General features: G+C 70.7%; 25 protein-coding genes. 6 read left to right on the plus strand and 19 right to left on the minus strand.

The annotated features are described in order from the left end of the window. Positions 1–14: 14 nt before the first annotated feature. The 7 genes from U7230_RS06500 to U7230_RS06530 are packed head-to-tail and all read right to left on the minus strand — an operon-like array spanning position 15 to position 4,551. A complete protein-coding gene (locus tag U7230_RS06500; RefSeq protein WP_324717917.1) occupies positions 15–440 on the minus strand; it encodes a DUF4342 domain-containing protein in 426 nt (141 codons plus the stop codon). Next, entirely contained in the window at positions 430–1,233 is an 804-nt protein-coding gene (recO, locus tag U7230_RS06505; protein WP_324717918.1) for a DNA repair protein RecO, read from the minus strand. The genes U7230_RS06500 and recO overlap by 11 nt, the downstream gene beginning before the upstream one ends. Before the next feature lie 4 nt (positions 1,234–1,237). After that, entirely contained in the window at positions 1,238–1,465 is a 228-nt protein-coding gene (locus tag U7230_RS06510; RefSeq protein WP_324717919.1) for a DUF2905 family protein, read from the minus strand. Positions 1,466–1,467: 2 nt separating this feature from the next. Further along, positions 1,468–2,547 carry a Holliday junction branch migration DNA helicase RuvB gene (gene ruvB, locus U7230_RS06515; RefSeq protein WP_324717920.1) on the minus strand — a complete coding sequence of 360 codons (1,080 nt, stop codon included), beginning with the start codon at positions 2,545–2,547 and terminating at the stop codon, positions 1,468–1,470. Positions 2,548–2,603: 56 nt separating this feature from the next. Continuing rightward, positions 2,604–3,239 carry a Holliday junction branch migration protein RuvA gene (gene ruvA, locus U7230_RS06520; RefSeq protein ID WP_324717921.1) on the minus strand — a complete coding sequence of 212 codons (636 nt, stop codon included), beginning with the start codon at positions 3,237–3,239 and terminating at the stop codon, positions 2,604–2,606. Next, on the minus strand, positions 3,236–3,790 hold the full coding sequence (gene ruvC / locus U7230_RS06525) for a crossover junction endodeoxyribonuclease RuvC (RefSeq protein WP_324717922.1): 555 nt from the start codon (positions 3,788–3,790) through the stop codon (positions 3,236–3,238). The genes ruvA and ruvC overlap by 4 nt, the downstream gene beginning before the upstream one ends. Continuing rightward, entirely contained in the window at positions 3,787–4,551 is a 765-nt protein-coding gene (locus U7230_RS06530; protein WP_324717923.1) for a YebC/PmpR family DNA-binding transcriptional regulator, read from the minus strand. Before U7230_RS06530 ends, ruvC begins: the two co-directional genes overlap by 4 nt. A gap of 201 nt (positions 4,552–4,752) precedes the next feature. Between U7230_RS06530 and U7230_RS06535 the strand changes: the two genes are divergently transcribed. The 3 genes from U7230_RS06535 (at position 4,753) to mreB (ending at position 7,290) form a co-directional block, all read left to right on the plus strand. Next, on the plus strand, positions 4,753–5,751 hold the full coding sequence (locus U7230_RS06535; RefSeq protein WP_324717924.1) for a magnesium transporter CorA family protein: 999 nt from the start codon (positions 4,753–4,755) through the stop codon (positions 5,749–5,751). Positions 5,752–5,856: 105 nt separating this feature from the next. After that, positions 5,857–6,057: a CDGSH iron-sulfur domain-containing protein gene (locus tag U7230_RS06540; protein ID WP_324717925.1), complete on the plus strand. Its 201-nt coding sequence runs from the start codon at positions 5,857–5,859 to the stop codon at positions 6,055–6,057. 207 nt (positions 6,058–6,264) lie between these two features. Then, positions 6,265–7,290, plus strand: a complete 1,026-nt coding sequence (mreB, locus tag U7230_RS06545; protein ID WP_324717926.1) for a rod shape-determining protein — start codon at positions 6,265–6,267, stop codon at positions 7,288–7,290. Positions 7,291–7,315: 25 nt separating this feature from the next. Here the strand turns inward: mreB and U7230_RS06550 are convergent, their stop codons facing one another. The 6 genes from U7230_RS06550 to kdpF form a co-directional block, all read right to left on the minus strand. Next, positions 7,316–8,041 (minus strand): response regulator transcription factor, encoded by a 726-nt coding sequence (locus U7230_RS06550; protein ID WP_324717927.1) that lies wholly within the window; start codon positions 8,039–8,041, stop codon positions 7,316–7,318. Beyond that, positions 8,038–10,821 (minus strand): sensor histidine kinase KdpD, encoded by a 2,784-nt coding sequence (locus U7230_RS06555; RefSeq protein ID WP_324717928.1) that lies wholly within the window; start codon positions 10,819–10,821, stop codon positions 8,038–8,040. The genes U7230_RS06550 and U7230_RS06555 overlap by 4 nt, the downstream gene beginning before the upstream one ends. A 29-nt stretch (positions 10,822–10,850) precedes the next feature. Then, complete coding sequence (gene kdpC, locus U7230_RS06560) at positions 10,851–11,453, minus strand: potassium-transporting ATPase subunit KdpC (protein WP_324717929.1); 603 nt, start codon at positions 11,451–11,453, stop codon at positions 10,851–10,853. A gap of 33 nt (positions 11,454–11,486) precedes the next feature. Then, positions 11,487–13,526, minus strand: a complete 2,040-nt coding sequence (kdpB, locus tag U7230_RS06565) for a potassium-transporting ATPase subunit KdpB (protein ID WP_324717930.1) — start codon at positions 13,524–13,526, stop codon at positions 11,487–11,489. Positions 13,527–13,603: 77 nt separating this feature from the next. Continuing rightward, complete coding sequence (kdpA, locus tag U7230_RS06570) at positions 13,604–15,340, minus strand: potassium-transporting ATPase subunit KdpA (RefSeq protein ID WP_324717931.1); 1,737 nt, start codon at positions 15,338–15,340, stop codon at positions 13,604–13,606. Next, complete coding sequence (gene kdpF, locus U7230_RS15395; protein WP_404980647.1) at positions 15,337–15,420, minus strand: K(+)-transporting ATPase subunit F; 84 nt, start codon at positions 15,418–15,420, stop codon at positions 15,337–15,339. The genes kdpA and kdpF overlap by 4 nt, the downstream gene beginning before the upstream one ends. A 396-nt stretch (positions 15,421–15,816) precedes the next feature. Here kdpF and U7230_RS06575 point away from each other — a divergent pair, with 396 nt between their 5' ends. Continuing rightward, complete coding sequence (locus U7230_RS06575; protein ID WP_324717932.1) at positions 15,817–17,091, plus strand: methyl-accepting chemotaxis protein; 1,275 nt, start codon at positions 15,817–15,819, stop codon at positions 17,089–17,091. Here the strand turns inward: U7230_RS06575 and modB are convergent. Beyond that, a complete protein-coding gene (modB, locus tag U7230_RS06580) occupies positions 17,075–17,800 on the minus strand; it encodes a molybdate ABC transporter permease subunit (protein ID WP_324717933.1) in 726 nt (241 codons plus the stop codon). The genes U7230_RS06575 and modB overlap by 17 nt on opposite strands. 13 nt (positions 17,801–17,813) lie before the next feature. After that, positions 17,814–18,596 (minus strand): molybdate ABC transporter substrate-binding protein, encoded by a 783-nt coding sequence (gene modA / locus U7230_RS06585; protein ID WP_324717934.1) that lies wholly within the window; start codon positions 18,594–18,596, stop codon positions 17,814–17,816. Positions 18,597–18,821: 225 nt separating this feature from the next. On the opposite strand from modA, the gene U7230_RS06590 reads away from it, so the two are divergent. Continuing rightward, the gene (locus U7230_RS06590; RefSeq protein ID WP_324717935.1) at positions 18,822–20,042 is read left to right on the plus strand and encodes an MFS transporter; all 1,221 of its coding nucleotides are present in this window, start codon (positions 18,822–18,824) and stop codon (positions 20,040–20,042) included. Between the two features lie 68 nt (positions 20,043–20,110). Beyond that, entirely contained in the window at positions 20,111–21,037 is a 927-nt protein-coding gene (locus U7230_RS06595; protein WP_324717936.1) for a COX15/CtaA family protein, read from the plus strand. Between the two features lie 12 nt (positions 21,038–21,049). On the opposite strand, the gene wbaP is transcribed toward U7230_RS06595, so the two are convergent. The 4 genes from wbaP to U7230_RS06615 all read right to left on the minus strand — a co-directional run bounded on the left by wbaP (position 21,050) and on the right by U7230_RS06615 (position 25,483). Beyond that, positions 21,050–22,507: an undecaprenyl-phosphate galactose phosphotransferase WbaP gene (gene wbaP, locus U7230_RS06600; protein WP_324717937.1), complete on the minus strand. Its 1,458-nt coding sequence runs from the start codon at positions 22,505–22,507 to the stop codon at positions 21,050–21,052. 213 nt (positions 22,508–22,720) lie between these two features. After that, a complete protein-coding gene (locus U7230_RS06605) occupies positions 22,721–23,905 on the minus strand; it encodes a glycosyltransferase (protein ID WP_324717938.1) in 1,185 nt (394 codons plus the stop codon). Positions 23,906–23,965: 60 nt separating this feature from the next. Then, the gene (locus tag U7230_RS06610; protein WP_324717939.1) at positions 23,966–25,030 is read right to left on the minus strand and encodes an LLM class flavin-dependent oxidoreductase; all 1,065 of its coding nucleotides are present in this window, start codon (positions 25,028–25,030) and stop codon (positions 23,966–23,968) included. 63 nt (positions 25,031–25,093) lie between these two features. Beyond that, entirely contained in the window at positions 25,094–25,483 is a 390-nt protein-coding gene (locus U7230_RS06615) for a DoxX family protein (protein ID WP_324717940.1), read from the minus strand. Positions 25,484–25,578 lie beyond the last annotated feature (95 nt).

Genomic DNA, 25,578 nt, shown 5'->3' on the forward strand with positions numbered 1-25,578 from the left:
CGGCCGCGGCGCGCTCACGCAGGCGTCGTGCCGTCCGCCGTCCGGCTATCGGGCGTCGACCCGGCCCCCTCCCGGCCGGCACCCTTCTCCTGTACCCTGACGCTGCAACCCGCCAGCACGCAGGCTGCCGCGCCGGCCACGGCCAGGTGCGGGGCCAACGCCGCCGCCATTACGCCCACGGTAACCGGGATCTCCAGGTAGGTCTGGTCGCCCCGGGAGACGCGGACCATGGTGCGGTTGCCCCTCTGCACCACTTCACGCAGCCGTTCGACCACCTCTCCCGCTCCCCGGCCCGCTCCCGTCTCCCCGCCCCGCCGCTCCCACAGGATGAGGGCCGCGACCACGTCGCCCCCGGCCTCCTGCAGCAGCGCCCGGGCTCTTTCGTAGCTCAGACGGGTCCGCTCCCGGATCAGGTCGATCTTGCGCAGTTCATCCTCCATGGACTCCCACGCTTCCTTTCAGCGAGCCTTGCTGACCGCCCGCGATCTCCCGCCACATGGTCCAGGCCCGCGGCGGGGTGCTCAGCCGGTACTCCACGAACGCTCGCAGGCTTTCGTCGATCTGGGCCGACGCGGCCGCCGAACTGGCGACGCGCATGGCGGATGCTGCGTCGCTGCCCTGCAACCGCCGGAGAATGGCACGCGCCTCCCCGCCGATGAACGGCGCCCCGGGATCGCGGCTCTGGCACCTTTCACACAGCAGGCCGCCTTCCCGCGCGGAGAACCGGGCCATGGCCGCCCCCTCGACGACCTGCCCGCAGGCCGTGCACCGCTGCACCTGGGGAGCGTATCCGAGCAGGCCCATCAAGCCCATGACGAACCACCACACCAGCGCATCCAGGCGCTCGACCGGCGCCCGCGCCAGCGCCGTCCAGGCCTGGAGCGTCAGCGCGAACAGGGGCTCCGAGGGCTCGCCCTCCTCGACCAGAAGGTCGACCAGTTGCGCCGTCACGCTGGCGGCCGCCATCCGGGGTAAGTCTTCCCTCAGCGTACGCAAGCCATGACCCATCAGTTCAGCTTGTTGCACGCTTTCGAGCTCCCGGCCGCTCATGAGCAGGTAGCGCCCATAGCTCAGGGGCTCTACCGCTCCGGCCAGCCGGTTACGGGGGCGGCGGCTGCCCCGGGCAACGGCGCGCACCTTACCTTCGGACCGGGTCAACAGCGTGAGGACCCGGTCCGCTTCGCCCAGGTTGCGGCTCCGCAACACCAGCGCTTCGACCCGGTACAGAGCCAAGGGCCTATCGCCTCATGAGGCCCAGGATCAGGGTGAGGATCAGGCTGATGAGAAGCGACGTGGTGATGGGCAGGTAGAAGCGAAAGTGGCCGCGCTGGATGTAAATGTCGCCGGGCAGCCTTCCGAGGCCCGGAATGACGCCGCGACCCACCAGCTCGAGCAACAGGCCCAGGCCGGCGATCGCCAGGCCGGTGATGATGAGCACCCGGCCAAACCCTGAAAGCTCCGCCACTCTCAGCTCACCTCTCCGGCGTTTCCAGGAAAGAGTCCTCCCTGCTGGGGCCAGTTACCGGCCCGCGCCCGCTCGGGCATGACCAGCTCCGCCGCAAGCCGGGTCGCCACCCTCCCTCTCGGCGTGCGCTGCAAGTAGCCCTGCTGCATGAGGAACGGCTCGTACACGTCCTCGATGGTCTCGGGCTCCTCTCCGATGGCCGCCGCCAGCGTCTCCACCCCGACGGGGCCCCCGTCGAACTTCTGTAAGATGGCGGCGAGCAGCTGCCGATCCACCGCATCCAGGCCCCGTTCGTCCACGTCCAATAGCTCCAGCGCCCGTCTGGCCACCTCTTTCGTCACCATGCCGGCCGCCCGCACCTGGGCATAGTCCCTCACCCGTCGCAGCAAGCGGTTGGCGGTGCGAGGCGTGCCCCTCGAGCGGCGGGCGATCTCCTCGGCACCTGCGTCGTCGATGGGCACGCCCAGCAGCCGGGCAGAGCGCCGCACGATGGCGGCCAGCTCCTCGGTCGAGTAGAAGTCCAGACGCAAGATCACCCCGAAACGGTCCCGCAGCGGGGAAGTCAGCATCCCCGCTCGGGTCGTCGCACCGATCAGCGTGAACGGGGCGAGCTCCAGCCGGACCGACCGGGCGCCCGGGCCCTTGCCGATCACGATGTCGACGGCGTGGTCCTCCATGGCAGGGTACAGGACCTCTTCCACCACCCGGCTCAGGCGGTGGATCTCGTCGATGAACAACACGTCCCTCGGCTGCAGGTGGGTCAAGAGTGCCACCAGGTCGCCCTGTCGCTCGATGGCGGGGCCCGACGTCATGCGCATCTCGACGCCGAGCTCGTGGGCGATGCAGCCGGCCAGCGTCGTCTTGCCCAGGCCCGGAGGGCCGTAGAGGAGGACGTGATCGAGCGGCTCCTGGCGCCGGCGGGCCGCCTCGATGAAGAGGGCGAGGCTCTCCTTGGCGTGGGACTGGCCGACGTACTCCTCGAGCGTACGAGGCCGAAGCGTGCGATCGAGCTCGACGTCCTCGTCCTTGCGCCTCGGGGAGACCAGCCTATCTTCTCCCTCCGGTTGTGCCCGTCGCGGCAACTTGCACCCTCCTGACGCCCCATCCCGGCAGGCCGGACACCGGCGGCGCTTTCACCTCAGCGGCCTCCGGCCACCACGGCGAGCGACGCCTTGACCAGCTCCTCGAGCGGCTCTTCCGCGCCGACCCGCCTGGAGGCTGCCCGGACGGCGCGCCCGGCCTCCTGCCGGGAGTACCCGAGGGCCACCAGGGCCTCCACCGCGTCCCGCCAGCCCGGGTGGCGCGCTCCGTCGCCGAGCGCCGTACCGGCGGGCTCAGGCACCTCGTCGCTGCCCGGGCCCAGCAGATCCCGCGCCTTTTGCCGCAGCTCGACACACAGCCGTTCGGCGGTACGCCGGCCGATCCCTGGCGCCCGCTGCAACACTTCGACGTCGCCCCGGGCAAGCGCCTCGAGCAGCCTGTCCGGCTCGAGCGTAGACAGCGCGGACAGCGCCGTCCGGGGCCCCACGCCGGAGGCCTGGAGCAACAGCTCGAAGGCGCGCAGCTCCGCCTCGGTGGCGAACCCGAACAGCGTGATGCCGTCCTCCCGCACGCGGGTGTGTACCCACAAGGCGACCGGGCTGCCCGGGCGCGCCGCTCCCAGCGCCTGGCGAGTGGAGAGCGGGATGAACACCTGGTAGCCGACGCCGCCGGCGTCGACGACGGCATCGGTCCAGCCGAGGGTATCGAGCACGCCCCGTAGCTTCCGAATCATGGCCCGCCGGACGCCTCCTCCCGGGCAGGCCGGGCGGAAGAGCCGCCTGACGCCGTCCCTTCTGTCTCCATCCACGCCCCGCACAGGGCCACCGCCAGCGCGTCCGCCTCGTCGGGGCCCAGCGGAGCCTGGACGTGCAAGAGTGCCCGGACCATGTACCCCACCTGGCTCTTCTCCCCACGGCCCGCTCCGGTCATCATGAGCTTGACCTGCTGCGGGGTGAGCTCGACGATCCGCGCGCCCGCCTGGGCTGCCGCCAGCATCGCAACGCCCCGCGCCTCCCCGACGGCCATGGCCGACGTGCGATTGCGCCCGAGGAAAAGGCGCTCGACGACCACCAGCGGCGGCCGCCACTCCGCCAGCACGTCCTGCAGCTGCCGGTACAGTTCCAGCAGCCGGCGGTGGGCCGGCATGTGCGCCCTCGTCACGATGGTGCCGGAGGCGAGGAGCCGGCCGGTGCGCCCCTGGATCGCCACGACGCCGTAGCCCGTCCGGGCCAGCCCCGGGTCGATGCCGGCGACCACCAGGGGGCCGGCCGGCGACCCGCTCAAAGCTGCAGGGCCTCCATCACCTGGTCGGGGATGTCGAAGTTGGCGTGCACTTCCTGCACGTCGTCGTGGTTTTCCAGCGCGTCCACGAGCCTGAGCAGCCGCTCGGCGTCAGACCCCTCGACGGTCACCGTGGTCTTGGGCACCATGGTGAGCGCCGCTTCCCGCACCGTGTAGCCGCGCTCGGCGAGCCGCTCGCGCACCTGGTGAAGCGCCGCCGGGGTGCAGATGACCTCGTACCCCTCGCCCTCGTCGTTGGGGCGCACGTCGTCGCCGCCCGCGTCGGCGGTGTCCAGGATGAGCTGCTCCTCGTCCAGTCTTCCCCCGGGCCCGCCCGTGACCACCAGCCGCCCCTTGGGCTCGAACTGCCAGGCCACCGCCCCGCTCTCGGCGAGGCTCCCGCCGTGGCGCGTGAAGAGATAGCGCATCTCCCCCGACGTGCGGTTGCGGTTGTCCGTCATCGCCACGACCAGGATGGCGACGCCACCGGGCCCGTATCCCTCGTAGATGGCCTCCTCGTACGCCTCGGCTGCCTCGGCGCCGGATCCCTTGCGGATGGCCCGCTGGATGTTTTCGCCGGGCATGTTGGCCTCCCGGGCCTTGTCGATCGCCAGGCGCAGTTTGAAGTTGTGCTCCGGATCGGGGCCTCCCTGCCGGGCCGCCACCATGATCTGGCGAGCGAGCTTGGTGAACACCTGACCCCGGCGGGCGTCCTCTTTCATCTTCTGATGCTTGATATTGGCCCACTTGGAATGTCCGGACACAGCGACTCACCCGCCCCTCTACGCAGAACCCTGCCCCCGCAGGTCGGTCCCCCAGCCCGCAAGGGCGCGCACATGTTTGCCGTCGGCGCCATTCTAGCACGTCGCGATACGCCCGCCAATTGCCTCGCTGCATGCAGGGAACGGCCCCTCCACCCGGAATAGCTGTTCGACGCCCCACGAGGAGGCGGCGGGTGGGCATGAATGACGACCCAGGTGTACCTGACCCGAGACGGCCGGCTCGGCCGGACCGACGACCTCTCCGCCCGCAACTCGTGGGTGGTGCTGACGGCGCCTGCGCCCGAGGAGCTCGAGCGGGTGGAGCGGGAGCTGGACATTCCGCCCGACTTCCTGCGGGCCGCCCTCGACGAAGAGGAGCAGCCGCGCGTGGAGGTGGACGGGCAGCGGGTGCTGGTACTCTTGCGTGGCCCCGTGTTGCGCGGCGACCCGGCGTTCCCTCGCTATGAGACCCTCCCCCTGGCCGTGATCGTCACCCCGGCCCATCTCGTCACGGTCTGCCTGGAGCCGATGGAGATCGTCGAGTCGCTCGCCCAGCAGGGCCGGGTGCATACGGCCAAGCGTACGCAGTTCCTGATGCACGTGATGTACAGGACGGCGACGCTCTTCCTGCGCTACCTGCGCCTCATCGACCGCCGGAGCGACGAGCTGGAGCGCTCGCTCCAGCACGCCATGAAAAACGTCGAGTTGATCCGGCTGCTCGAGCTCGAGAAGAGCCTGGTTTACTTCTCCACGTCCCTGCGGGCCAACCAGATCGTCATGGACAAGCTGCTTCGCCTGCACCTCAAGCCCGGTGAGGGAGCGGTCAACGGCGAGCAGGCGTCGGCGGCGGTGACGACGGAGCCGGGGGTCTTGCGGCTGTACGACGAGGACCGGGAGTTCCTCGAGGACGTCATCACCGAAAACCGCCAGGCGCTGGAGATGGCCGACGTTTACAGCAACATCCTGAGCAGCACCATGGACGCGTTCGCCTCGATCATCGCCAACAACCTCAACGTCGTGATGAAGTTCCTGACCTCGGTCACCATCGTGCTGGCCGTGCCGACCATCGTCGCCAGCACCTTCGGCATGAACGTGACGCTGCCGCTGCAGGATCATCCCCTTGCCTTCTGGTTCGTCGTCGGGCTCACGGTGGTGCTGAGCGGGGGCGCCGCGTGGTGGCTGGGGCGGCGCGGGATGTTTTGACGGGGTGGCGCCGGCGGCTTACCTGCCGCCCACCGGCCATCGTTGCGGCCGGTGCGGGCGTCGGTTATACCGTAGGGAAAGACGTCCTCAGGGAGGCACTCGAAAGTGGCAAGCTACACGACCGAAGAGCGCAACGGGCACCCCCGCACGACGGTCAAGCTCGAGCCGGGCGAACGGGTGGCGCTGTGCCGGTGCTTCCAGTCCAAGAAATTCCCGCTTTGCGACGGCACCCACCGTGACGTCCCGGGCAAGGGCCCGGTCATCGTGGAGGCGCCAGGAGAGCCGCCGGCGGCCAAGGAGGGCTGAAGGGGTTCCCGGAGACCTCGCCGGTATCACGGTGGGCCGGCCCGGGCCAAGGTCGCTGCGGCGATACCGGCTCGGGCCGTTTCGCGTCTTTGGGTGCCGACCGGCGGGTGGCCGTCGCCCGTCGATGGCCTCTTTTGGGCGCGCATGGGCGAGAGTACAATGAGCTTCTGGTTGGGAACGCATCCACGAGAGAGGCCGGTGCATGGGATGCTCGCAAGCGACGTGGCCGTCGACCTCGGGACTGCCACCGTCCTGGTCTACGTTCGGGGCCGGGGCATCGTCCTCCACGAGCCGTCGGTCGTCGCCGTGGACGCCGAGCAAGGGGAGGTCCTGGCAGTCGGCCAGGCCGCCAGGGAGATGGGCGGGCGGGCCCCCGACTCGGTGAGCGTCGTCCGCCCCTTGCGCGGCGGGGTCGTGGCTTCGTACGAGATGACCCGGATCATGCTGCGCTATTTCCTCCAGAAGGCCCTGGGCAAGCTCCCCTGGGTGCGGCCCAGGGTCGTGGTGGGTATCCCGCCGTCGATCACGCAGGTGGAGCGGAGGGCCCTGGTCGACGCCTGCATCCAGGCGGGGGCCCGGGAGGTCCATCTCGTCTCCCAGCCGCTCGCCGCCGCGCTGGGAGCCGGCATCGAGGTGGACAGGCCCCAGGGCCACCTCGTCGTCGACATCGGCGGCGGCACCACCGACGTGGCGGTGCTGTCGGCAGGCGGCGAGGCCGTGGTGGGTTCCGTCCGGGTCGCCGGCGACCAGATGGACGAGGCGGTCATGCGCCTGCTGCGCCGGCGCCACAACCTGCTCATCGGCGAGCGCACGGCCGAGGAGCTCAAGATCAGGGCCGGCACCGTGGAGCCCCACCTCCCGGCGAGCGACGCGGGGGTGGCCGTGTGGGGCCAGGACGGCGTCACGTCCATGCCGCGCGTCGCCACGGTCACTGCCCCCGAGCTACGGGAAGCCCTGATGGAGCCGGTCCGTCTCATTGCGGACGCCGTGCGCGAAGTCCTCGAACGGACGCCCCCGGAGCTGGCCGGGGACATAGCCGACCACGGGGTGGTGCTGGCCGGCGGCGGGGCGCTGCTCAAGGGCATCGACGAGGCCATGGTCCGGCGACTCGGGCTGCCGGTTACCATCGCGGACGACCCGATCGGGTGCGTGGTGCGTGGGCTGGGACGGGTCCTCGACGAGATGCACCACGCCCCGCGCAACTCTCCGGCGCGGGCTCGCCAGGCCGCCTGAGCGGCTCGCCCCGCCGGGGCTCGCCTCAGGACGGCGCGCCGGCGCCGCCCGCCGCCTCGGAGCCGGTTTCGGCCGGCTCCACCAACCGGTAGCCGACGCCCGGTTCGGTCCGGATGAAGCGGGGCCGCATCCGATCCGGCTCCAGCTTGCGGCGGAGCTGCGCGACGTGTACCCGTACCAGATGGGCGTCGTCGTAGCCGGCGCCCCATACCTCCCGCAGGATCTGGTGGTGCGTGAGGACTTTGCCGGCGTGGCGGGCGAGCAGCTTGAGGATGTCGTACTCGGTGGGGGTCAGGCGGATCTCCCGACCGCCCAGCGTCACCATCCGCCGCGGCAGGTCGATGACCAGTTCGCCGAAGCGAAGCACCGGCGAGCTCGCCTCCCCGGCGGCGTGGCGCAAGGCGACGCGCAGCCGGGCCAGCAGCTCCCCCATGGCGAAGGGCTTGGTCACGTAATCGTCGGCGCCGGCATCGAGCGCAGCGACCTTCTCCTCTTCCCGGCCGTGCACCGAGAGGATGACGACGGGCACCCTCGACCAGCCGCGCACCTCCCGCAGCACGTCGAGGCCGGACATGTCGGGCAACCCCAGGTCGAGGATGACGAGGTCCGGCCGCTGGGTGGCCGCGGCCGCGATCCCGTCTCGTCCCGTCTCGGCCGTGACGACCGCGTAACCGTGGGCCGACAGCGCCACCTGCAGCAGCCGGCGGATCTGGGGTTCGTCGTCGATGACCAGGATCCGGGCGCCGCTCATGCCCCTGATCCGCCGTTCACCCCTCCGGGGCCGCCCTCGGGCCGCCCCGCGCCCGGCGCGGCCGGGAATCGCAGGCGCACCACGCACCCTCCGCCGGGGTTGTCCCTCACCTGGATGGAGCCACCATGGGCCGTCACGATGGCCCGGGTGATCTGCAGCCCGATGCCGAGCCCGGCCCCGGGAGCCGAGGGCCGGGCGGGAGTCTCCCCCAGCAGGGCCTGCCGCGCCTCCGGCCGCAGGCCCGGGCCTCGATCGGCGACGTCGATCCAGACTGCCTCGTCGCCCGGAGCCACCCCGGCTCGCACCTCGACGGGCGTTCCGGGCGGAGAGTAGCGCAGCGCGTTGTCCAGCACGTTGGCGATGGCCTGTGAGGCCAGCACCCCGTCGACCTGCACCAGGGGAAGCCCGTCGGGCAGCTGCACGGCGATCCGATCGACGCCCGACCCGGACCCCAGACGCTGCAACGCGCCGCCCACCAGCTCGTCGACGTCGTACCACTCCCGGTGCAGCCGGACGAGCCCGCCTTCCAGCCGGGACATGTCCAGGAACCCTTCCACCATCCGGTTGAGCCGCATCGCCTCGTCCTGAATGCTGGCCAAGAGCTCCTTACGCAACGGCGGGCGGATCTCCCCGCCTCCGTTCTCGCTCAGGGTGGTCGCCGCCCCGATGATGAACGCCAGCGGCGTCCTCAACTCATGCGAGATCGCGTTGAGAAGGGCGGTGCGCACGCGCTCCGACTCGGCGGCGAGCCGGGCCTCGTTTTCCGCCTCCGCCAAACGGGTCCGCTCGATCGCCACCGCGGTCAAGGATGCCAGCGCCTCGAGCATGCGGCGCTGCTCCGGCAGGAGGTCCTGCTCCCCCTCCCCCGTCTTCACCCGCATGACGCCTGCGACGCCCCGGGCCGTCTGCAGCGGCACGTACCAGGCGGGGGCATCCGGGAAGGTTCCCGTCCCCGGCCCCGCGGGCAGCCCGTGCTGCAGCACCCACTCGACCATGGCCCGCTCCTTGGGGTCGGCGAGCCACGGCCCATCCCCGCCATCGCCCGCCGCACCGGCGGCCGGCGGTGGGCTGGCGCTGGGTCCCCCCAGGTTGACACCCGGGACGAAGATCTCCACCACGGCCCCCAGGATCTCGCCGATCCGCTGGGACGCCGTGCGCACCACGTCTTTGACGCCTCGCAGCGCCGTGATCTCCCGGCTGAGGTCGAGCAGGGCAGCCGTCCGCCGTTCCCTGCGGCGGGCGTTTTCGGCCTGGCCGCGCAACCGGGCCGACAGGGACGAGATGAGCACCGACACCATGAGGAACATGGCGAGGCTCACGGCGTACTGCAGGTGCCCCACCCACAACGTCGACAGCGGTTCGATGAACAAGAGATCGAACAGCGCAGCCGCCAGCACCGCGGCGAAGATCGCCGATCCGAACGAGAGCCTCCACGCGCTCAGGATGACCGGCAGGAGGTAGAGCAGGGCGACGTTGACGATGTGCAGCGCCGGTCGGAGCGACAGCACCACCGCCGTCAGCCCGCCCACCATCGCGGCCGGAAGGCCGTACTCGAGGGCCAGCCGGCGAGCCTGCCCACCGGTCCGCGCCGTCGCGGGCGGCACTGCTCGGCTGGCCGGCCCTTCTTCCGCCTCGCCCGGCACCACGTGGACGATGATCCCGGCGCTCTGCCGGATCACCCGGTCGACCAGCGAGCGCCGGAAGAGTTCGGCCCAGCGGGGTCGGAGCGGCCGGCCGATGATGAGGTGGCCCACGTTACGCTCCCGGGCGAGCCGCACGATCTCGCCGGCCACGTCCTCGCCGCTGAGCACGACGACCTGCGCCCCCAAAGTCTCCGCCAGGCGCAGGTGGGAGGCGAGCCGGCTGCGGGCCGCCTCGTCGGGCGCCTGTGTCCTGGGCACGTCGACGTAGGCGACCAGCCAGTCCGAGTCGTGCACCTGGGCGAAGCGGTACCCCACCCGGATGAGATGGGAGGCGAACGGGCTCGGGCTCACGCAGACCAGCACCCGGTCGCCGACCGGCCACGGCCCCCGGATTGCCTTGCGCTGCATGTAGCGGGCCAGCTGCTCGTCGATCCGCTCCGCTGCCCTGCGCAGTGTCAGCTCCCGCAGCGCGTTGATGTTGCCGGGGCGGAAGAAGTGGTGCAGGGCCGCCTCGATCTTCTCCGGGAAGTACACCTTGCCTTCGCGCAGGCGCTGGATGAGCTCTTCGACCGGGACGTCCACCACCTGGATCTGGTCGGCCTGGTCGACGATCCGGTCCGGCACGGTCTCCCGTACCGGCACCCCGGTGATGCGGGTGACCAGGTCGTTGAGGCTCTCCAGGTGCTGGACGTTGAGGGTGGTGTAGACGTCGATCCCCGCGTCGAGCAGCTCTTCGACGTCCTGGTAGCGCTTGGGGTGGCGCGACCCCGGCACGTTGGTGTGGGCCAGTTCGTCGACCAGGGCGAGCTGGGGCCGCCGGGCCAGCAGCGCGTCGAGATCCATCTCCTCGAAGCGGTGCCCCCGGTACTCCACCGTCCGGGGCGGGATCCGCTCGAGCCCCTCGAGCAGCGCCTCGGTCTCGGCCCTCCCGTGGGTCTGGACCCACCCGGCCACGACGTCGACGCCCTCCGCCTTGCGCTCGCGGGCCGCCTCCAGCATCGAGTAAGTCTTGCCCACGCCGGGGGCGGCTCCGAGGAAGACGACGAGCTTCCCCCGCCGCTCCTGCCGGCTCTCCTCCAGCAGGCTCTCGGGATCCGGCCGCCGCTCGTCGTCCGTCGCCGGATCTGGCCGCGCCACCGCGCACCCCGCCCCTTCCCGACCCGAGCCTACCGCCGGCCGGCCCGTGCCGCAAGCTCGTCGAGGGCGAGGTTGAGCTTCAGCACGTTGACCCTCGGCTCACCCAGGATGCCCCACTGCCGCCCCTCCGTGTAGCGGGCCACGAGTTCCCTTACCCGCTGCTGGCTCAAACCTCTGGCCCTGGCCACCCTGGGCACCTGGTAGGCGGCCGCCGCCGGGCTGATGTGCGGGTCGAGCCCCGATCCCGACGCCGTCACCAGGTCGGCCGGCACAGGGCCGGCCGCCGATGGGTCCGCCTCCTCGAGCGCCCGCAGCCGCTCCTCGACGGCCGCCCGCAGCCTCGGGTTGAGCGGCCCGAGGTTGGAGCCGGACGAGGCGCCGGCGTTGTATGGCAACGGGCTCGTGGCCGACGGCCGGCTCCAGAAGTACTTCGGGTCGGAAAACGCCTGCCCGATCAAGGCGGAGCCCACGACTTTGCCGTTGTGGCGGATCAGGCTGCCGTTCGCCTGCCACGGGAACACGACCTGGGCGATCCCGGTCATGGCGAGCGGATACACCACTCCGAGCAGCACCGTCAACGCCACCAGCAGCACCGCCGCGCTCCGGACCTGCTCCTTCACCACCGCACGCACGCTCCCATCTCTCTCGGCCCGCCTGCAGCCCTGTCAGACCAGCCCCAGCGCCACGAGCACGAGATCGATCAGCTTGATCCCGACGAAGGGCGCCACGAGCCCGCCCAGCCCGTACACCAGCAGGTAGTCGCGCAAGAGCCTGGCCGCCCCCACCGCCCGGTACTGCACGCCTCGCAGTGCCAGGGGTACGAGCGCCAGGATGACGAGGGCGTTGAAGATGACGGCCGAGAGCACCGCGCTCTCGGGCGTCGCCAGGTGCATGACGTTGAGCGCTCCGAGCTCTGGGTACACCGTGGCGAAGGCGGCCGGCACGATGGCGAAGTACTTGGCCACGTCGTTGGCGATGCTGAACGTCGTGAGCGCCCCGCGGGTCATCAGCATCTGCTTGCCGATCTCGACGATGTCGAGGAGCTTGGTCGGGTTGGAGTCGAGGTCGACCATGTTGGCCGCCTCTCGGGCCGCCTGGGTGCCGGTGTTCATGGCCACCGCCACGTCCGCCTGCGCGAGCGCCGGGGCGTCGTTGGTACCGTCGCCCGTCATGGCCACCATGTGCCCGGCCGCCTGCTCCTTGCGGATGAGCTCCAGCTTCGCCTCCGGGGTCGCCTCGGCCAGGAAGTCGTCGACCCCGGCCTCGGCGGCGATGGCGGCTGCGGTCACCGGGTTGTCGCCCGTGATCATGATGGTTCGGATGCCCATGCGCCGCAGGTGCGTGAAGCGCTCCCGGATGCCGCCCTTCACGATGTCTTTCAGGTGCACGACGGCCACCACCGTGCTGTCCTTCGCGACCACGAGCGGAGTCCCGCCCGCCCGCGCGATGCGGTCGACGGCCGCCTTCGCCTCCGCCGGCATCTCGCCCCCGCGTTCTACCACCCACCGCTCCAGGGCGTCGGGGGCGCCCTTGCGCACGGCGACGCCGTCCAGGTCGACCCCGCTCATGCGGGTCTGTGCCGTGAAAGGCACCACCTTCGCGCCGGCCGGGAGCGCCTCCCGGAGGTTGTGCAGGCGCTTGGCCAGCACCACGATGCTGCGCCCCTCGGGCGTCTCGTCGCCCAGCGACGAGAGCTGGGCCAGCCTGGCCGCCTCCTGCGGGGCCACCCCGTTGACGGGGATGATCTCCGCCGCCTGGCGGTTACCCAGCGTAATGGTGCCGGTCTTGTCGAGCAGCAGCACGTCGACGTCGCCGGCCGCCTCGACGGCCCTGCCGGAAGTGGCGATCACGTTGCGCCGGATGAGCCGGTCCATGCCGGCGATCCCGATGGCGCTCAAGAGCCCTCCGATGGTGGTCGGGATCAGGCAGACGAAGAGGGCCACCAGCACCGTCAGCGTCACGGGGCTCCCTCGCCCTGCCGCCTGGACGCTGTACAGCGAAAACGGCAGCAGCGTCGCCACCACGAGCAAGAAGATGATCGTGAAGCCGGCCAGCAGGGTGCTGAGCGCGATCTCGTTGGGCGTCCGCCGGCGCTTCGCTCCCTCCACCAGCGCGATCATGCGGTCGAGAAACGTCTCTCCGGGGTTGGCCGTGACGCGCACGATGAGCCAGTCGGAGAGCACCTTCGTGCCGCCTGTCACGGCGCTGCGATCACCGCCGGCTTCACGGATGACCGGGGCGCTCTCGCCGGTGATGACGCTCTCGTCGACGGAGGCGATCCCCTGGACGACCTCTCCGTCCGCGGGGATGAGCTCACCGGCCGGCACCAGGACCAGGTCGCCCTTACGGAGCGCGCTGGCCGGCACCCGCTCCGTGTGCGCCGCCGGGTCGGGTGCCGCCAGGCGCAGAGCGTACGTCTTGTGCCGAGTACGCCGCAGCGCGTCGGCCTGCGCCTTGCCCCGTCCCTCCGCCACGGCCTCGGCGAAGTTCGCGAACACAACCGTGAACCAAAGCCAAAACGCCACGGCCCCGATGAACGCCGCCGGCGCCTCCCCGCGCCCGGCAAGCGCCTGCCCAAACAGGACGGTCGTCAGCACGCTGCCGATCTCCACCGTGAACATGACCGGGTTCTTGATCTGCACGCGCGGGTCGAGCTTGCGGAAAGCGTCAGCTACCGCCCGCCGCAGGATACTGCGCTGATCCACGGCAACGCGTCCCCGCGGACCCATCGCCACCACCGCCATCGTCCGCGACTCCTCCCCTCCGCACCGGGCGCCGGGCGTCAGGACCCGGCCATGATCAAGTGCTCCACGATGGGTCCCAGGGCCAGCGCCGGGAAGAAGTTGAGCCCGCCCACCACGATGACGACCGCCACGAGCCACGCCACGAACAGGGGCGACGCCGTCGGCAAGGTCCCCGGGCCCGGCGGCACGATCTTCTTGCGGGCAAGCGAACCGGCCAAAGCCAGGGCCGGCACCACGGCCCAATACCGCGCCATCAGCATGGCGAGCGACCCGAGCACGTTGTACACGGGCGTGTTGACCCCGAGCCCCCCGAACGCGCTCCCGTTGTTGTTGCCCATGGAGGCGAACGCGTACAGCACCTCGCTGAACCCGTGCGGTCCCGGATTGAAGACCGCAGCCCGCCCGGACGGCGTCATCAGCGCGATGGCGGTGGGGACCAACACCGCCAGCGGTACCACCAGGATGATGAGGGCCGCCATCTTCATCTCGAAGATCTCGATCTTCTTGCCCAGGTACTCCGGGGTGCGGCCGACCATGAGCCCGGCGACGAAGACCGCGGCGATGACGAAGGCGAGCATCCCGTACAGCCCCGACCCGACGCCGCCGAAGACCACCTCGCCGAGCATCATGAGGAACATGGGTACGAACCCGCCCAACGGCACGTACGAGTCGTGCATGGAGTTGACCGAACCGTTGGAGGCGGCCGTGGTTGCTGTCGCCCATAGCGCCGATCCGGCAACGCCGAAGCGGACCTCTTTGCCCTCCATGTTGCCACCGGCTGTCGCCTGATCGACGCCCAGCCTAGCAAGCGCGGGGTTGCCGGCCGACTCCTGCCAGTAGACCACCCCCAGCATCGCGACGAAGATGACCGTCATGGCAGCGAAGATGGCCCACCCCTGCCGGGTGTCGCCGACCATCTTCCCGAACGTGTACGTGAGCGCCGCCGGGATGAGCAGGAGCGACAGCATCTCGACGAAGTTGCTGAGCGGCGTCGGGTTCTCCAGCGGGTGTGCGGAGTTGGCGTTGAAAAAGCCGCCGCCGTTGGTGCCGAGCTGCTTGATGATGACCTGGGACGCGACCGGCCCCACCGCGATGGCCTGTTCCCGGACGAGATGCCCTTCACTGTCCCGCACCGGTTCCACCAGACTCGCCTTCTGGTAGGGCGCCAGCGTCTGCGGCACGCCCTGCCAGACGAGCAGCAGCGCCCCGATGACGGCCAGCGGCAAGAGGATGTAAAGGTTGCTGCGCACCAGATCGACCCAGAAGTTGCCGATGCGCTCGGACGACTTGCGACGAAAGCCCCGGATGAGGGCGACGAGCGCTGCCATGCCGGTGCCGGCGGAGACGAAGTTCTGCACCGTGAGACCCGCCATCTGGGTGAAATAGCTCAGCGTCGTCTCGCCGCCGTAGGCTTGCCAGTTGGTGTTGGTGCCAAACGAGACCGCCGTGTTGAGCGCCAGGTCGGGCGGGCCAACGGCGCCCACGTGCTCCGGGTTGAGCGGGAGCCACTGCTGCACTCGCTCTAGCCCGTACAGCAGCAGGATCCCGAAGAGGTTGAAGAGCAGCAGCGCCCCGGCGTATTGCTTCCACGTCATCTCGCGCTCGGGCAAGGTCCCCGCCAACCGGTACAGCCACCGCTCCAACGGCCCCAGCACGGGCGAGAGCAGGGTGCGCTCCCCCTCGTACACCCTCGCCATGTAGATGCCGAGGGGTTTCGTGAAGGCGATCAACACCAGCAAGTAGAGGAGGATCTGCAACCACCCCGAGGGGCTCATTCGAACACCTCCGGCTTCAAGAGCGCCACGACCAGGTAGACGAACATCCCGACGGCCACGATCAGCCCGACGACCTGCACCGTTCCATCCGCCCTTTCCTCAGCGCACCCGGTCCAGCACCTCGACCATGCCCCACGTCGCGACGAAGAACAGGGCGACCAGCGCGATGCTCAGGAGATCCCCCATGGCCCTTCGTTGGACCGTCCCTTCCCTTCTCCAGCATGCCCGCCCCGGCGGCCCACACGCCCATGACCGGGAACGGGCTCCCTTCCATCTTGCAGCCGCTGCCCGTCAACCGATCGGCAAAGCCACGGCGCCGTCCATCAAGGATGTGTCAAGACGACCGCCACGGAGATGGAGTCCCCCTCGGCCCGGCACCACACGGCCGGGCGGCAGGAGAACCGGCAGCTTCGGCCCGAATGGGTAAAGCGTACCGGCAACCCTGGGCACGAACCTCTCGAGGGGGTGCAGGCGCCGTGCGCTCGTTGGCCGTCCTCGTCTGGCTGCGCCTTCTTCTCGCCGCCCTGGGGGTGGCGCTCCTGGCGGCAGCGGCGGCCGGGGCGATGGGCCTGCCTTTGCCCGCCGGGCCGTACGGGTGGGTGCTCGGGCTCGGCGCCGTCGTAGCGGCAGCCGTGGCCGCGGCGGTGGGGACCGCCTTCGTGCATCCTCTTTTCCACGCGCCCATCGTCCATGCCATCACGGGCCTCACGGCGATGAGCGACCGGCTCGACCTGACCTACCGGATCCCCTTCCGCGCCCCTGACGAGCGAGGCGAGCTCGTCCACCAGGTCAACCGGGTGATCAAGGGCTTCCACACCGTCCTCGCGCAGATCGTGGAGCAGGCCAGGGTCCTGACCGAGGTGGGCCAACGGCTGGCGGGGGTGACCCACAAGACCGCGGAGTGGTCGCAACAGATCGCGACCGCGGTCGCGCAACTGGCGTCCACGGCTGAGGCGCAGGCTCGCCAGACCCAGGAGGTGTCCGAGTCCGTGGCCCGGCTCATGGCCCAGGCGCGCCGGCTCGCAGAGGAGACCGCCGAGGCGGCGGGCCAGGCAGCCATCGCCGGGGAAGCGTCGGGCGAGTCGGATCGCCTGGCCACCCAGGCAGCGGCGCTGGCCGACGCCGCGCTCCGGGCCGCCCGGCAAAGCCGGGAGCTGGCCGGCCGGCTCCTCGAGGCGGTAACCCAGGTGGAGCAGGTCCTCCGGCTCGTCGACGAGGTGGCCCAGCAGACCAACTTGCTGGCCCTCAACGCCGCCATCGAGGCCGCCCGGGCCGGAGAGCAGGGCCGGGGCTTCGCGGTGGTGGCTCAGGAGGTACGCCGGCTGGCCGGGCGCTCGTCGGAGGCGGTCGCCCAGGCGTCCCGGTGGTTTTCCGCCATCCGCGAGGCGGTCGACGCCGCCGGCAAGGCGGCCGGAGAGGCCGACGAGGCGGCCTCCCGGCAGGCGGAGCAGATGCAGGAGCTGGCGGCGGCTCACCGCCGCATCCACGAGGCCGTGGAGCGCATCGCCGCGTTCACGCGCCGCACGGCCGACAGGGCGGAGGCCCTGGCCACGAACGGCGACGCGATTCAAAAGGCGGCGGCCGCCATGACCGCCCACTCGCAGGAGCTGGCCGCCGGGGTGCAGCAGGTGTCGAGCGCCGTCCAGCAGCAGGCCTCCACCGCCCAGGAGACCTCGGCGCAGTCCGACGCCGTGGCCCGATCCGCGGAGGGGCTGCGGGCCCTGGCGGCCCGGTTCAAGACGGAGTCCTGACCGGCTCCGCCACGGCGCCGCGCGCGGGGGCGCCGGCCGTTCGCCGGGCAGGGGACCACCCGGGTACCCGGCGGCCCCACCGCATGCCCGCCCACATCACCACGCCGACCAGCGCCACCAGCATCGCCGACAGCTGCCCGGCCTCGTTCATGTGGCCCGCCTGCACGGCCGCGTAAATGGCCACCGGCATGGTCTGCGTACGCCCCGGAATGTTACCGGCGACCATCAGCGTTGCGCCGAACTCTCCCATGGCCCTGGCAAAGGCCAACAGCACGCCGACGGCCACGCCGGGCCAGGCAAGGGGCAGCAGCATGTGGCGCAGGATGGCGAGCCGCCCGGCTCCGTCCACCTGGGCCGCCTCCACCACCTCCGCAGGGACGTCCTCCAGGGCGATGCGGGCGGCTTGCACCAGCAGCGGCAGCGATACGATGGCCGAGGCCATCATGGCGGCGTAGGGGGTGAAGATGAGCGAGCCCCACCCCAGCGCGCGCATGAGCCCGCCAACCGGCCCGCTGCGCCCGACCAGGAGCAGGAGGCCGTAGCCCACCACGGTCGGGGGCAGCACGATCGGCAAGTTGACCACCACGTCCAGGAGCTGGCGGCCCCGGAAGCGTCCGTAAGCCAGCAGCCAGGCCAGCAACACTCCGGCCACCAGGTTGGCTCCGGTGGCCATCGAGGCCACCCAGAGGGAGATCGCGATGCTGCTCATATGGGCGCGCCGCTCACGAACCCGGGAGGAAACCGTACTTCTCCAACATCGCCCGGACCTCGTCGCTCAGCAGCCACTCGACGAACGCCCGCGCCTCTTGCGGATGAGGGGCATCCCGCAGCACGGCCACGGGGTAGACCACCGGGCGGTGACTGCCCTCGGGGGCCGTCGCTACGACCTGCACCTTCCCCCCGGCGATGGCTGCGTCGGTGGCGTAGACGATGCCCGCGTCCACCTCGCCTGCTTGCACGTAAGCGAGCGTTTGCCGGACGTCCTCCCCCAATACGAGCTTGGGCTGCACCGCCTCCCACAGGCCCAGGGACTCCAGCACCTCCTCGCCGTACTGCCCCGCCGGCACGTGGGCCGGGTTACCCAGGGCGATCCGCCGGACCTGCGGGGCCCGCAGGTCTTGCCATCCCCGCAGCGTCCCGCCGGGCCCTCCGCCCGCCGGCCGCACCAGCACCACCACGTTGCGCGCCATGACCCGCACACTCTTGCCGTCGATGAAACCTTGCTTCACGAGCGAGTCGGTCACGGCCTGGCTCACGCTGATGAACACGTCCACGGGGGCCCCCTGTTCGATCTGCCGCTGGAGGCTGCCGGACGAACCCATGTTGAGCTGGACGTTGACGTCCGGATGGCGGGCCTCGAAGCTCGTCTTCGCCTCCCGGAGCAAATCCGTGAGGCTCGCCGCGGCCGACACGAGGAGATCGGTGCGCCTGGCTCCCGCCGCAGGGCCGCCCCAGACCACCACCACGGCCAGGGCGAGCACCCCGATCATCCTGCGCATCTGCATGGCTTGAGCCCCCCGTCTGCGATAGTCCTCGTTCCCCTGCCGGGACGCAAGCGACACCTGCTGGACGCACGTATATTTGTCGTGCCGCGGGAGATTCCTTCCCGAGCCGCCCCGTCCTCTCTCCCGACCCACCCCGTCCTCTCTCCCGAGCCACCCCGTCCTCTCTTGCGCAGGACGGTCGGACAGCGTGTCGAAGGTCAACGCCCGTGTGCAGGCGACGCCGGCATGCGTGAGCTTCACCTCCTCGGGGTACTGCGTCACCGGGACTTCCGGCTGCTGTGGAGCGGCCAGCTCGTGAGCAACCTGGGTGACGCCGCCTCCGCATTGGCCCTGGCATGGCTGGTTCAAGAGGAGACCCACTCCGCGTTGATGGTCGGCGCGGTCATGGTGGCGTTCGCGGCCCCTCTGGTGGTGGCCGCCCCCGTGGCCGGGCTCGTGGTCGACCGGGTCGACAAGCGGGGGCTCATGGTGTGGTGCGACGCGATCCGGTTCGGCCTCATCGCGCTGCTGGCAGCGCTGTACGCCTCGGGGCGGTTGAGCATCGCCGCGGTGCCCGTCTTCGCTCTCGCCGTCGGAACGGCCACCGCTTTTTTCGAGCCGGCGCGCCAGTCGAGCCTGATCCACCTCGTCGACCCCGGCGAACTCTCCCAGGCCAACGCCGTCAGCATGCTCACCCGCCAGATTGCCCAGCTGGTCGGCCCCACCGCGGCGGGGCTGGTGGTCGCCCGGTGGGGGATCGCTTCGGCGCTGTGGTTCCACGCCGCATCCTACGGCGTGTCGGCCCTCGCCGTGGGGAGCATGCGCTGGCGTTCGGAGCCGGGCCTGACCGCGCCGGGACGCTGGCCAGGGGTCATCGACGACCTGAAGGCTGGCCTGCGGATGATCGGGGCCCACCCGCTGCTCCGGATCGTCTTTGCCCTGGCCGTGGTCGTCAACTTCGCGATGGCGCCCGTCCCGGTCGTGCTCCCGCTTTACGTGGCGACCGTGACGCACCAGGGACCGGTGGGGCTCGGGCTGGTGCAGGGCACCATGGGCATGGGGATGCTGGCCGGGTCTCTCCTCATGAGCGCCGTCGGCGGGCGGTGGGCCAAAGGGCCGACCGGGATCGGCGGCCTGTGGACCATGGCCTCGAGCATGTTGCTCGCGGGATGGAGCCGCACGCCGCTAGGGGCCGGACTTGCCTTTGCCGTATGGGGGGCGGCCGGCCCTCTGGTCAACGTCCCCGTGGTCACCCTGGTACAGCAACAAGTGCCGCCGGAGCGGCAGGGTCAGGCTTTCGCGGCGTTCATGGCGGCCACGGTGGCCGCACAGCCCGTGGGCATGCTCCTGGCAGGTCTGGTGGGTGACCGCTGGGGCGCCCCGGCGGTCTTTCTCGCGGTCTCTTTGCTGCTGGCCGCGGTCAGCCTGGCGGCCACGGCAGCCCGGCCGCTCCGCTTCGCCCGGTGACGGAGCCCGGACAAGGGGAATGAGACGCCTTATCGAAGCTCTTCTCCGGCTCGAGGGGGGCGCCCTTCATGCTGAAGCGCTACGCCGCCGCCACGTCGCTCGGGATGTTGCTGCTCCTGGTGTCCGGGGTCCTGGTGACGACGACGGGATCCGCCGCCGGGTGCGGTAACGCCTGGCCTTTTTGCGACGGTGACTGGTCGTCGCTTGCCACCTGGATCGAGGTCAATCACCGGCTCGTGACCGGCGTACTGGGCCTCATGGTGGCCAGCCTGTCCATCCTGGCCTGGAGAGCCCACCGGGAGGACCGCGACGTGCGGTGGATGGCGGGGGCCTCCGTCTTCCTGCTGCTGCTCCAGTCATGGTTGGGGGCGGCTGCGGTCATGTGGGGTTCGACGCCGGCGGTGCTGGCCACGCACTTCGGGGTCTCGCTGGCCGCCTTCGGGGCCGTCTTCCTGCTCGGCGTTCGCCTGGACCAGCTCGAGGGCCGCCACGCTTGCCTGCGGGGCCCGGTGTCGCCGGCGTTCCACCGGGCCGTATGGGGAGCGCTGGCGCTGACGATGCTGGTCGTGTACGCAGGCGCGTACCTGCGCCACACTCATACCGGCCTGGCCTGCCTTGGATGGCCCCTGTGCGGAGAGACCCCGATCCCGCCGCCCGGCACGCCCGCCTTCTTGGGGCTCGTGCACCGCCTGCTCGCCGGTCTGTTGCTCCTCGTCGTGGCCTACGCCGGGCACCTGGCCCGGCGCTTGCGCCACGAGCGGCCCGACCTGTTCGCGGGGAGCGTGACGGCGCTGGGGTTGCTGGTGGCCCAGGCGCTCAGCGGCGCGCTGGTCATCGCCACGCGCAGTTCCATCGCCGCCAATGTGCTGCACTCTGCCTTGTTGATCGGGTTCGCGGCCAGCTTGCTCTACCTGGGGTTGCAGATCACGCCACTGCCCGCTCCCCGGCGCCAGGAGGCCCCGCAGGTGGGGCCCGCGGCCCCCTCCCAGCACTGAGCGGGCCAGTTCTCAGTAGGCTCCTTCGCCTCGCACCACGGCAGGGACGGTGACACCCAGCAGGTAGACGTCGAGCCAGACGGACCAGTTGCGGACGTAGTACGCGTCCATCCGGGCCCGATCCTCGAAGGTCGCGTCGGCCCGGCCCGACACCTGCCACAGCCCCGTCAGCCCGGGCCTCACCTGCACGTATAGCTGCAGCCCCTCCCCGTACTCCGGCACTTCGTCGGGCAGGAGGGGCCGCGGCCCGACCAGGCTCATCTCGCCCCGCAGCACGTTCCACAGCTGCGGGAGCTCGTCCAGGCTCGTCCGCCGCAGCCACTTCCCCACCCGGGTCACCCGGGGGTCGTCCGGCAGCTTGCGATGGCGCGCCCAGTGCGCCCGGGCCCGGGGATGGCTCGCCAGGTACGCCTCGAGCATGGCCTCGGCCCCGACCACCATGGTCCGAAACTTCCACGCCCGAAACACTCGCCCGCCGCGCCCGACTCGCGGCTGGGCAAACAGGACGGGCCCGCGGGAGTCCAGCACGATCGCCAGGGCGACGAGCGCAAGCAGCGGAGCCGTCACCGCCAGCCCCACCAGGGCGAGGCCCACGTCGATCAGCCGTTTGACGTAGCGCGGTATGGGCTGGAGCAGGTTGCGCCGGATCTCGAGCGCCAGGATACCCTGCAGGTCTCGCGCCGCCATGCCCAGGCTCGGGACCCCGAACAGGTCCGGCACGATGCTGACCCGGGGAAACCCCTGGAGGTCCTTCTCCAGGATCTCGGTCAGCCGCTGGCGGGTCACCCCGGGCATGCAGACCACGGCGTGGCGGGCCCGGCCGTAGCTGGCGAAGCTCGGGGCGAGCTCCAGCCCCCCTACCGCGGCTACCCCGTCGTGGCGGGCGTCTGCCCTCCCGGGGTCGTCGTCGAGGATGGCGACGGGTTTGAGCCCCAGATCCGGCCGGCTCACGAGCCCCCGGACCAGCAACCGGCCGGTCTCCCCGGCCCCCAGGATGACCACCCGCTCCCCCCACCACGGCATGGAGGCCAGCATGCTGCGCACGCAGGCCCGCATCACCGGCAGGGCCACCACGCAGAGCCCCCACGAGATGAGCAGCACCAGGCGGGAGTAGGCGGCCCCGCCTCGAAACAGGAACGTGGCCGCCGCCAGAGTCAGGTAGACGAGCGTGGTGCCCCCCGCGTAGCGCCGGAGCTCTTCGACCGGCCCCAGCCCGTAGCCCGGGTAGAGCCCCACCGCCGCATAGACCGCCACCAACAACCCCAGCGCCGGCGCCAGCTGCAGATAGTCGGCGCGGTCGAGGTACCCTTCCATGGTGGCCCGGATCCCGACCGCCGCGGCCACGCTCGCGGCGACCACGAGAGCGTCGATGAGGATCAGGAGCGGTACGGGAAGCAGACGCAAGACCTCGGCCCGCACCCCTCCGGCCACCCGGAGGGCCGTGCGGGCTGCTTGAGCGGCGGGCTTCAATCGCGAACCCCTCTCTGTTCAGGCCCCGCGGGCCTGTCGCCGCCTCCCTCCCGCCTTGCTCCCAGGTCGAAAGCATCGCCTCGCGCCCGGTACAACCTGTTCGACGCCGTGGCACGCCTTTTGGAGGTCGTGGAGGCCGGGCTGGATGGTAGGTTCCTCCGGAAAAGGCGCGCGATGGGTACTCCGGCTTGCGACGAGAGACCTCGAGGAGCGTCACACGGGCCTGCGGCGCCTGTTCGCCCCCGACACGGCCGCTCGCAGGAGCGCGGCAAACTCCCGCTCGAACCGTTCCCCGGCAAACTGCCTCGCGTGCCCGGCAATCCGGCTCGCTTCGAACGCCGCCTCGCCCGCCTCGAACCGCCGGACGGCGTCGACGAGCGCCGGTACCGACTGCTCGAAGAACAGCACACCCGTCTGCCCGTCTATCACAGTCTCCGAGGCTCCCCCCCGCCCGAACGCGATGACCGGGAGCCCCGCCGCCTGCGCCTCCACCGGGGCCATGCCGAAATCCTCCTCGGCGGCGAACACGTAGGCCCTGGCGCCCCGTAGACGCTCGACCACGGCGGCATCGTCCAGCCAACCGGCGAAGTGCACCTGAGGGCCGGCCATCGCCTCGAGCCGCCGCCGCTCCGGGCCGTCGCCGATCACCAGCAGGGGCCGGCCGATCTCCGTCAACGCCCGGACGATGAGATCCACCCTTTTGTAGTCGACCAGGCGCCCGTGAGTGACGTAGTACGCCCGGTCGTTTGAGCCGCGGCGGCCCGCAGTGCCCTGCGGCGCCTGGAACCGGGAGACGTCGACCGGCGGGTAGATCACCCGGGCCTTCCGGCGGTACGTTTTCCAGATGCGGCGGGCCACGTGGTGCGAGTTGGCGACCAGCACGTCCGGCCGTGCCGCGCTCGCCAGATCCCACAGCCGCAAGTAGTGCAGGACCCCGGCCGCCACCAGCCGGCGGACGGATGCTCCCGGCCCCTTCGTCAACGAGGGGCTGGCCATGTACTGAGGGTACAGGTCCCACGCGTAGCGCACCGGCGTGTGCACGTAGCTCACATGCACCTGACCGCTCCTCGTGAGGACGCCCTTGGCCACCGCATGGCTGCTGGAGACGACCACGTCGTACGCCGAGAGATCCCACTGTTCCACGGCCGACGGCATCAAAGGAAGCAACCACGGATGGTGGCGCGTCGCCCCGGGCAAGCGCTGTAGCCACGAGGTGTGGATCCGGCAGCAGGCGATGGGCGATCCCACGAACGCCTCCGGCCGGTGCAAGAGCGTATAGATGGGCGGATAGCCCAGGAGCTCCACCAGCGCCTCCAGGACCCGCTCCGCTCCGCCGCGGGTGACGAGCCAATCGTGGACGAGAGCGACTCGCCCGATGCCCTCGACGCCGCCCGGCATGCGTCCCCTCCCGGGATAGCTCTTCGGGGCTGCCCCACTTCTACGGGGCGACGTTGAGCCTCATCCCCGCCGAAGTGACGGACTCGCCTCGCGGGCGGCCCCGGCCGTCTCGCGGCGAACGACCGGCGCCACCTCGCTGCCCAGGAGTTCGATGGCGCGCAGGACCTTCTTGTGCGGGAGAGTGCCGACGGTGAGCTGCATGAGGAAGCGGTTGTGTCCGAACATCTCGTGCTGGAAGAGGATCTTCTCGATCACCTGCTGGGGACTTCCCACGAAGTCCGCTCCCCGCAGGGACCGGGAAAACTCAAATTGCTCCCGCGTCAGGGGAGGCCAGCCCCGCTCTTGCCCGATCCGGTCCATCATCCTCTTGAACGCCGGGAACGCGATGTCCGCCGCCTCCTGCGACTTCTCCGCGATGAAACCGTGGGAGTTGATACTAAGACGCGGCACGGGGTGTCCGGCCTGCCGCGCCGCCCGGCGGTACCCTTCGACGAGCGGGGCGAAGCGCTCCGGCATGCCGCCGATGATGGCGAGGGCCATCGGCAGCCCCAACCGGCCGGCCCGCACTGCCGAGCGCGGCGTACCCCCGACCGCCACCCAAACGGGGAGGGGGTCTTGAAGCGGCCGGGGATAGACGCCGGCGTCGTGCAGGGGCGGCCGGTGCCTGCCCGACCAGGTGATACGCTCGGAGGCGCGTACTTTCAGCAACAGGTCGAGCTTTTCGTCGAAGAGCTCGTCGTAATCCTCGAGATCGTAGCCGAACAACGGGAAAGATTCGATGAACGACCCGCGGCCGACCATGACCTCCGCCCGGCCCCCCGACAAAAGGTCGAGGGTCGCGAAGGCTTGGAAGACGCGCACGGGATCATCGGAGCTGAGAACGCTCACCGCGCTGGTGAGCCGGATGCGCCGGGTGCGCCCAGCCGCGGCGGCGAGCACGACGGCCGGCGCGGAGACGGTGAAGTCCGGACGATGGTGCTCGCCCACGCCGAACACGTCCAGGCCCACTTGATCGGCGAGTTCGATCTCCTCCATCAGCCGGCGCAATCGCTCACGGGGGCTGATCAGCCGACCGGTCTCCGGGTCTTCGGTTCGCTCTCCGAAGGTATAGATGCCGATCTCCACCGGATGTCCTTCCCTCTTCCATGGCCGGGCATCAGACGGGCCGGGGGGGGGCCGACCCCGTGGTCAGCCCCCCAGGCTCAGCGGCCAGGGCTGCGGTAGAAGGGTCATCATCAGCGCCGCACCCGCGAGCGCCAGATTCTTGAAGAAGTTGGTCTGCTCGCCCATGCGGGCCATGGGGTCCGGCACAGCCCAGTAGCTGTGCATCCAGAAGGCCACCACCACCAGGAAGATCACGATGAGGCCGAGGCCCACCGTGGGCAAGTAACCCAAGAGCACACTCAGCCCGCCGGCAAGCAGCATGAGCCCTGTACCGATCACGGCGGCCTCGGGTGCCGCCACTCCTTTGGATCGCGCGTAGCCGGCCATGGACGAGACGTTGCGGAAGTGGTTGAACGCGTTCAGGATGAAAAAGCCACCGTAGATGATCCGGCCGATGAGGAACACGATGTCCACCGATGCACCCTCCTCGTTGGGACCCGACCTGCTCCATAGGGTTCCATGCAATCACCCGACTCGCTTTGCCGGGTATCCACTGAGAACCATCCCAC

It is taken from the genome of Limnochorda sp. L945t, assembly GCF_035593305.1.
In the GTDB taxonomy this organism is placed as follows: Bacteria; Bacillota; Limnochordia; order Limnochordales; family Geochordaceae; genus Carboxydichorda; species Carboxydichorda subterranea.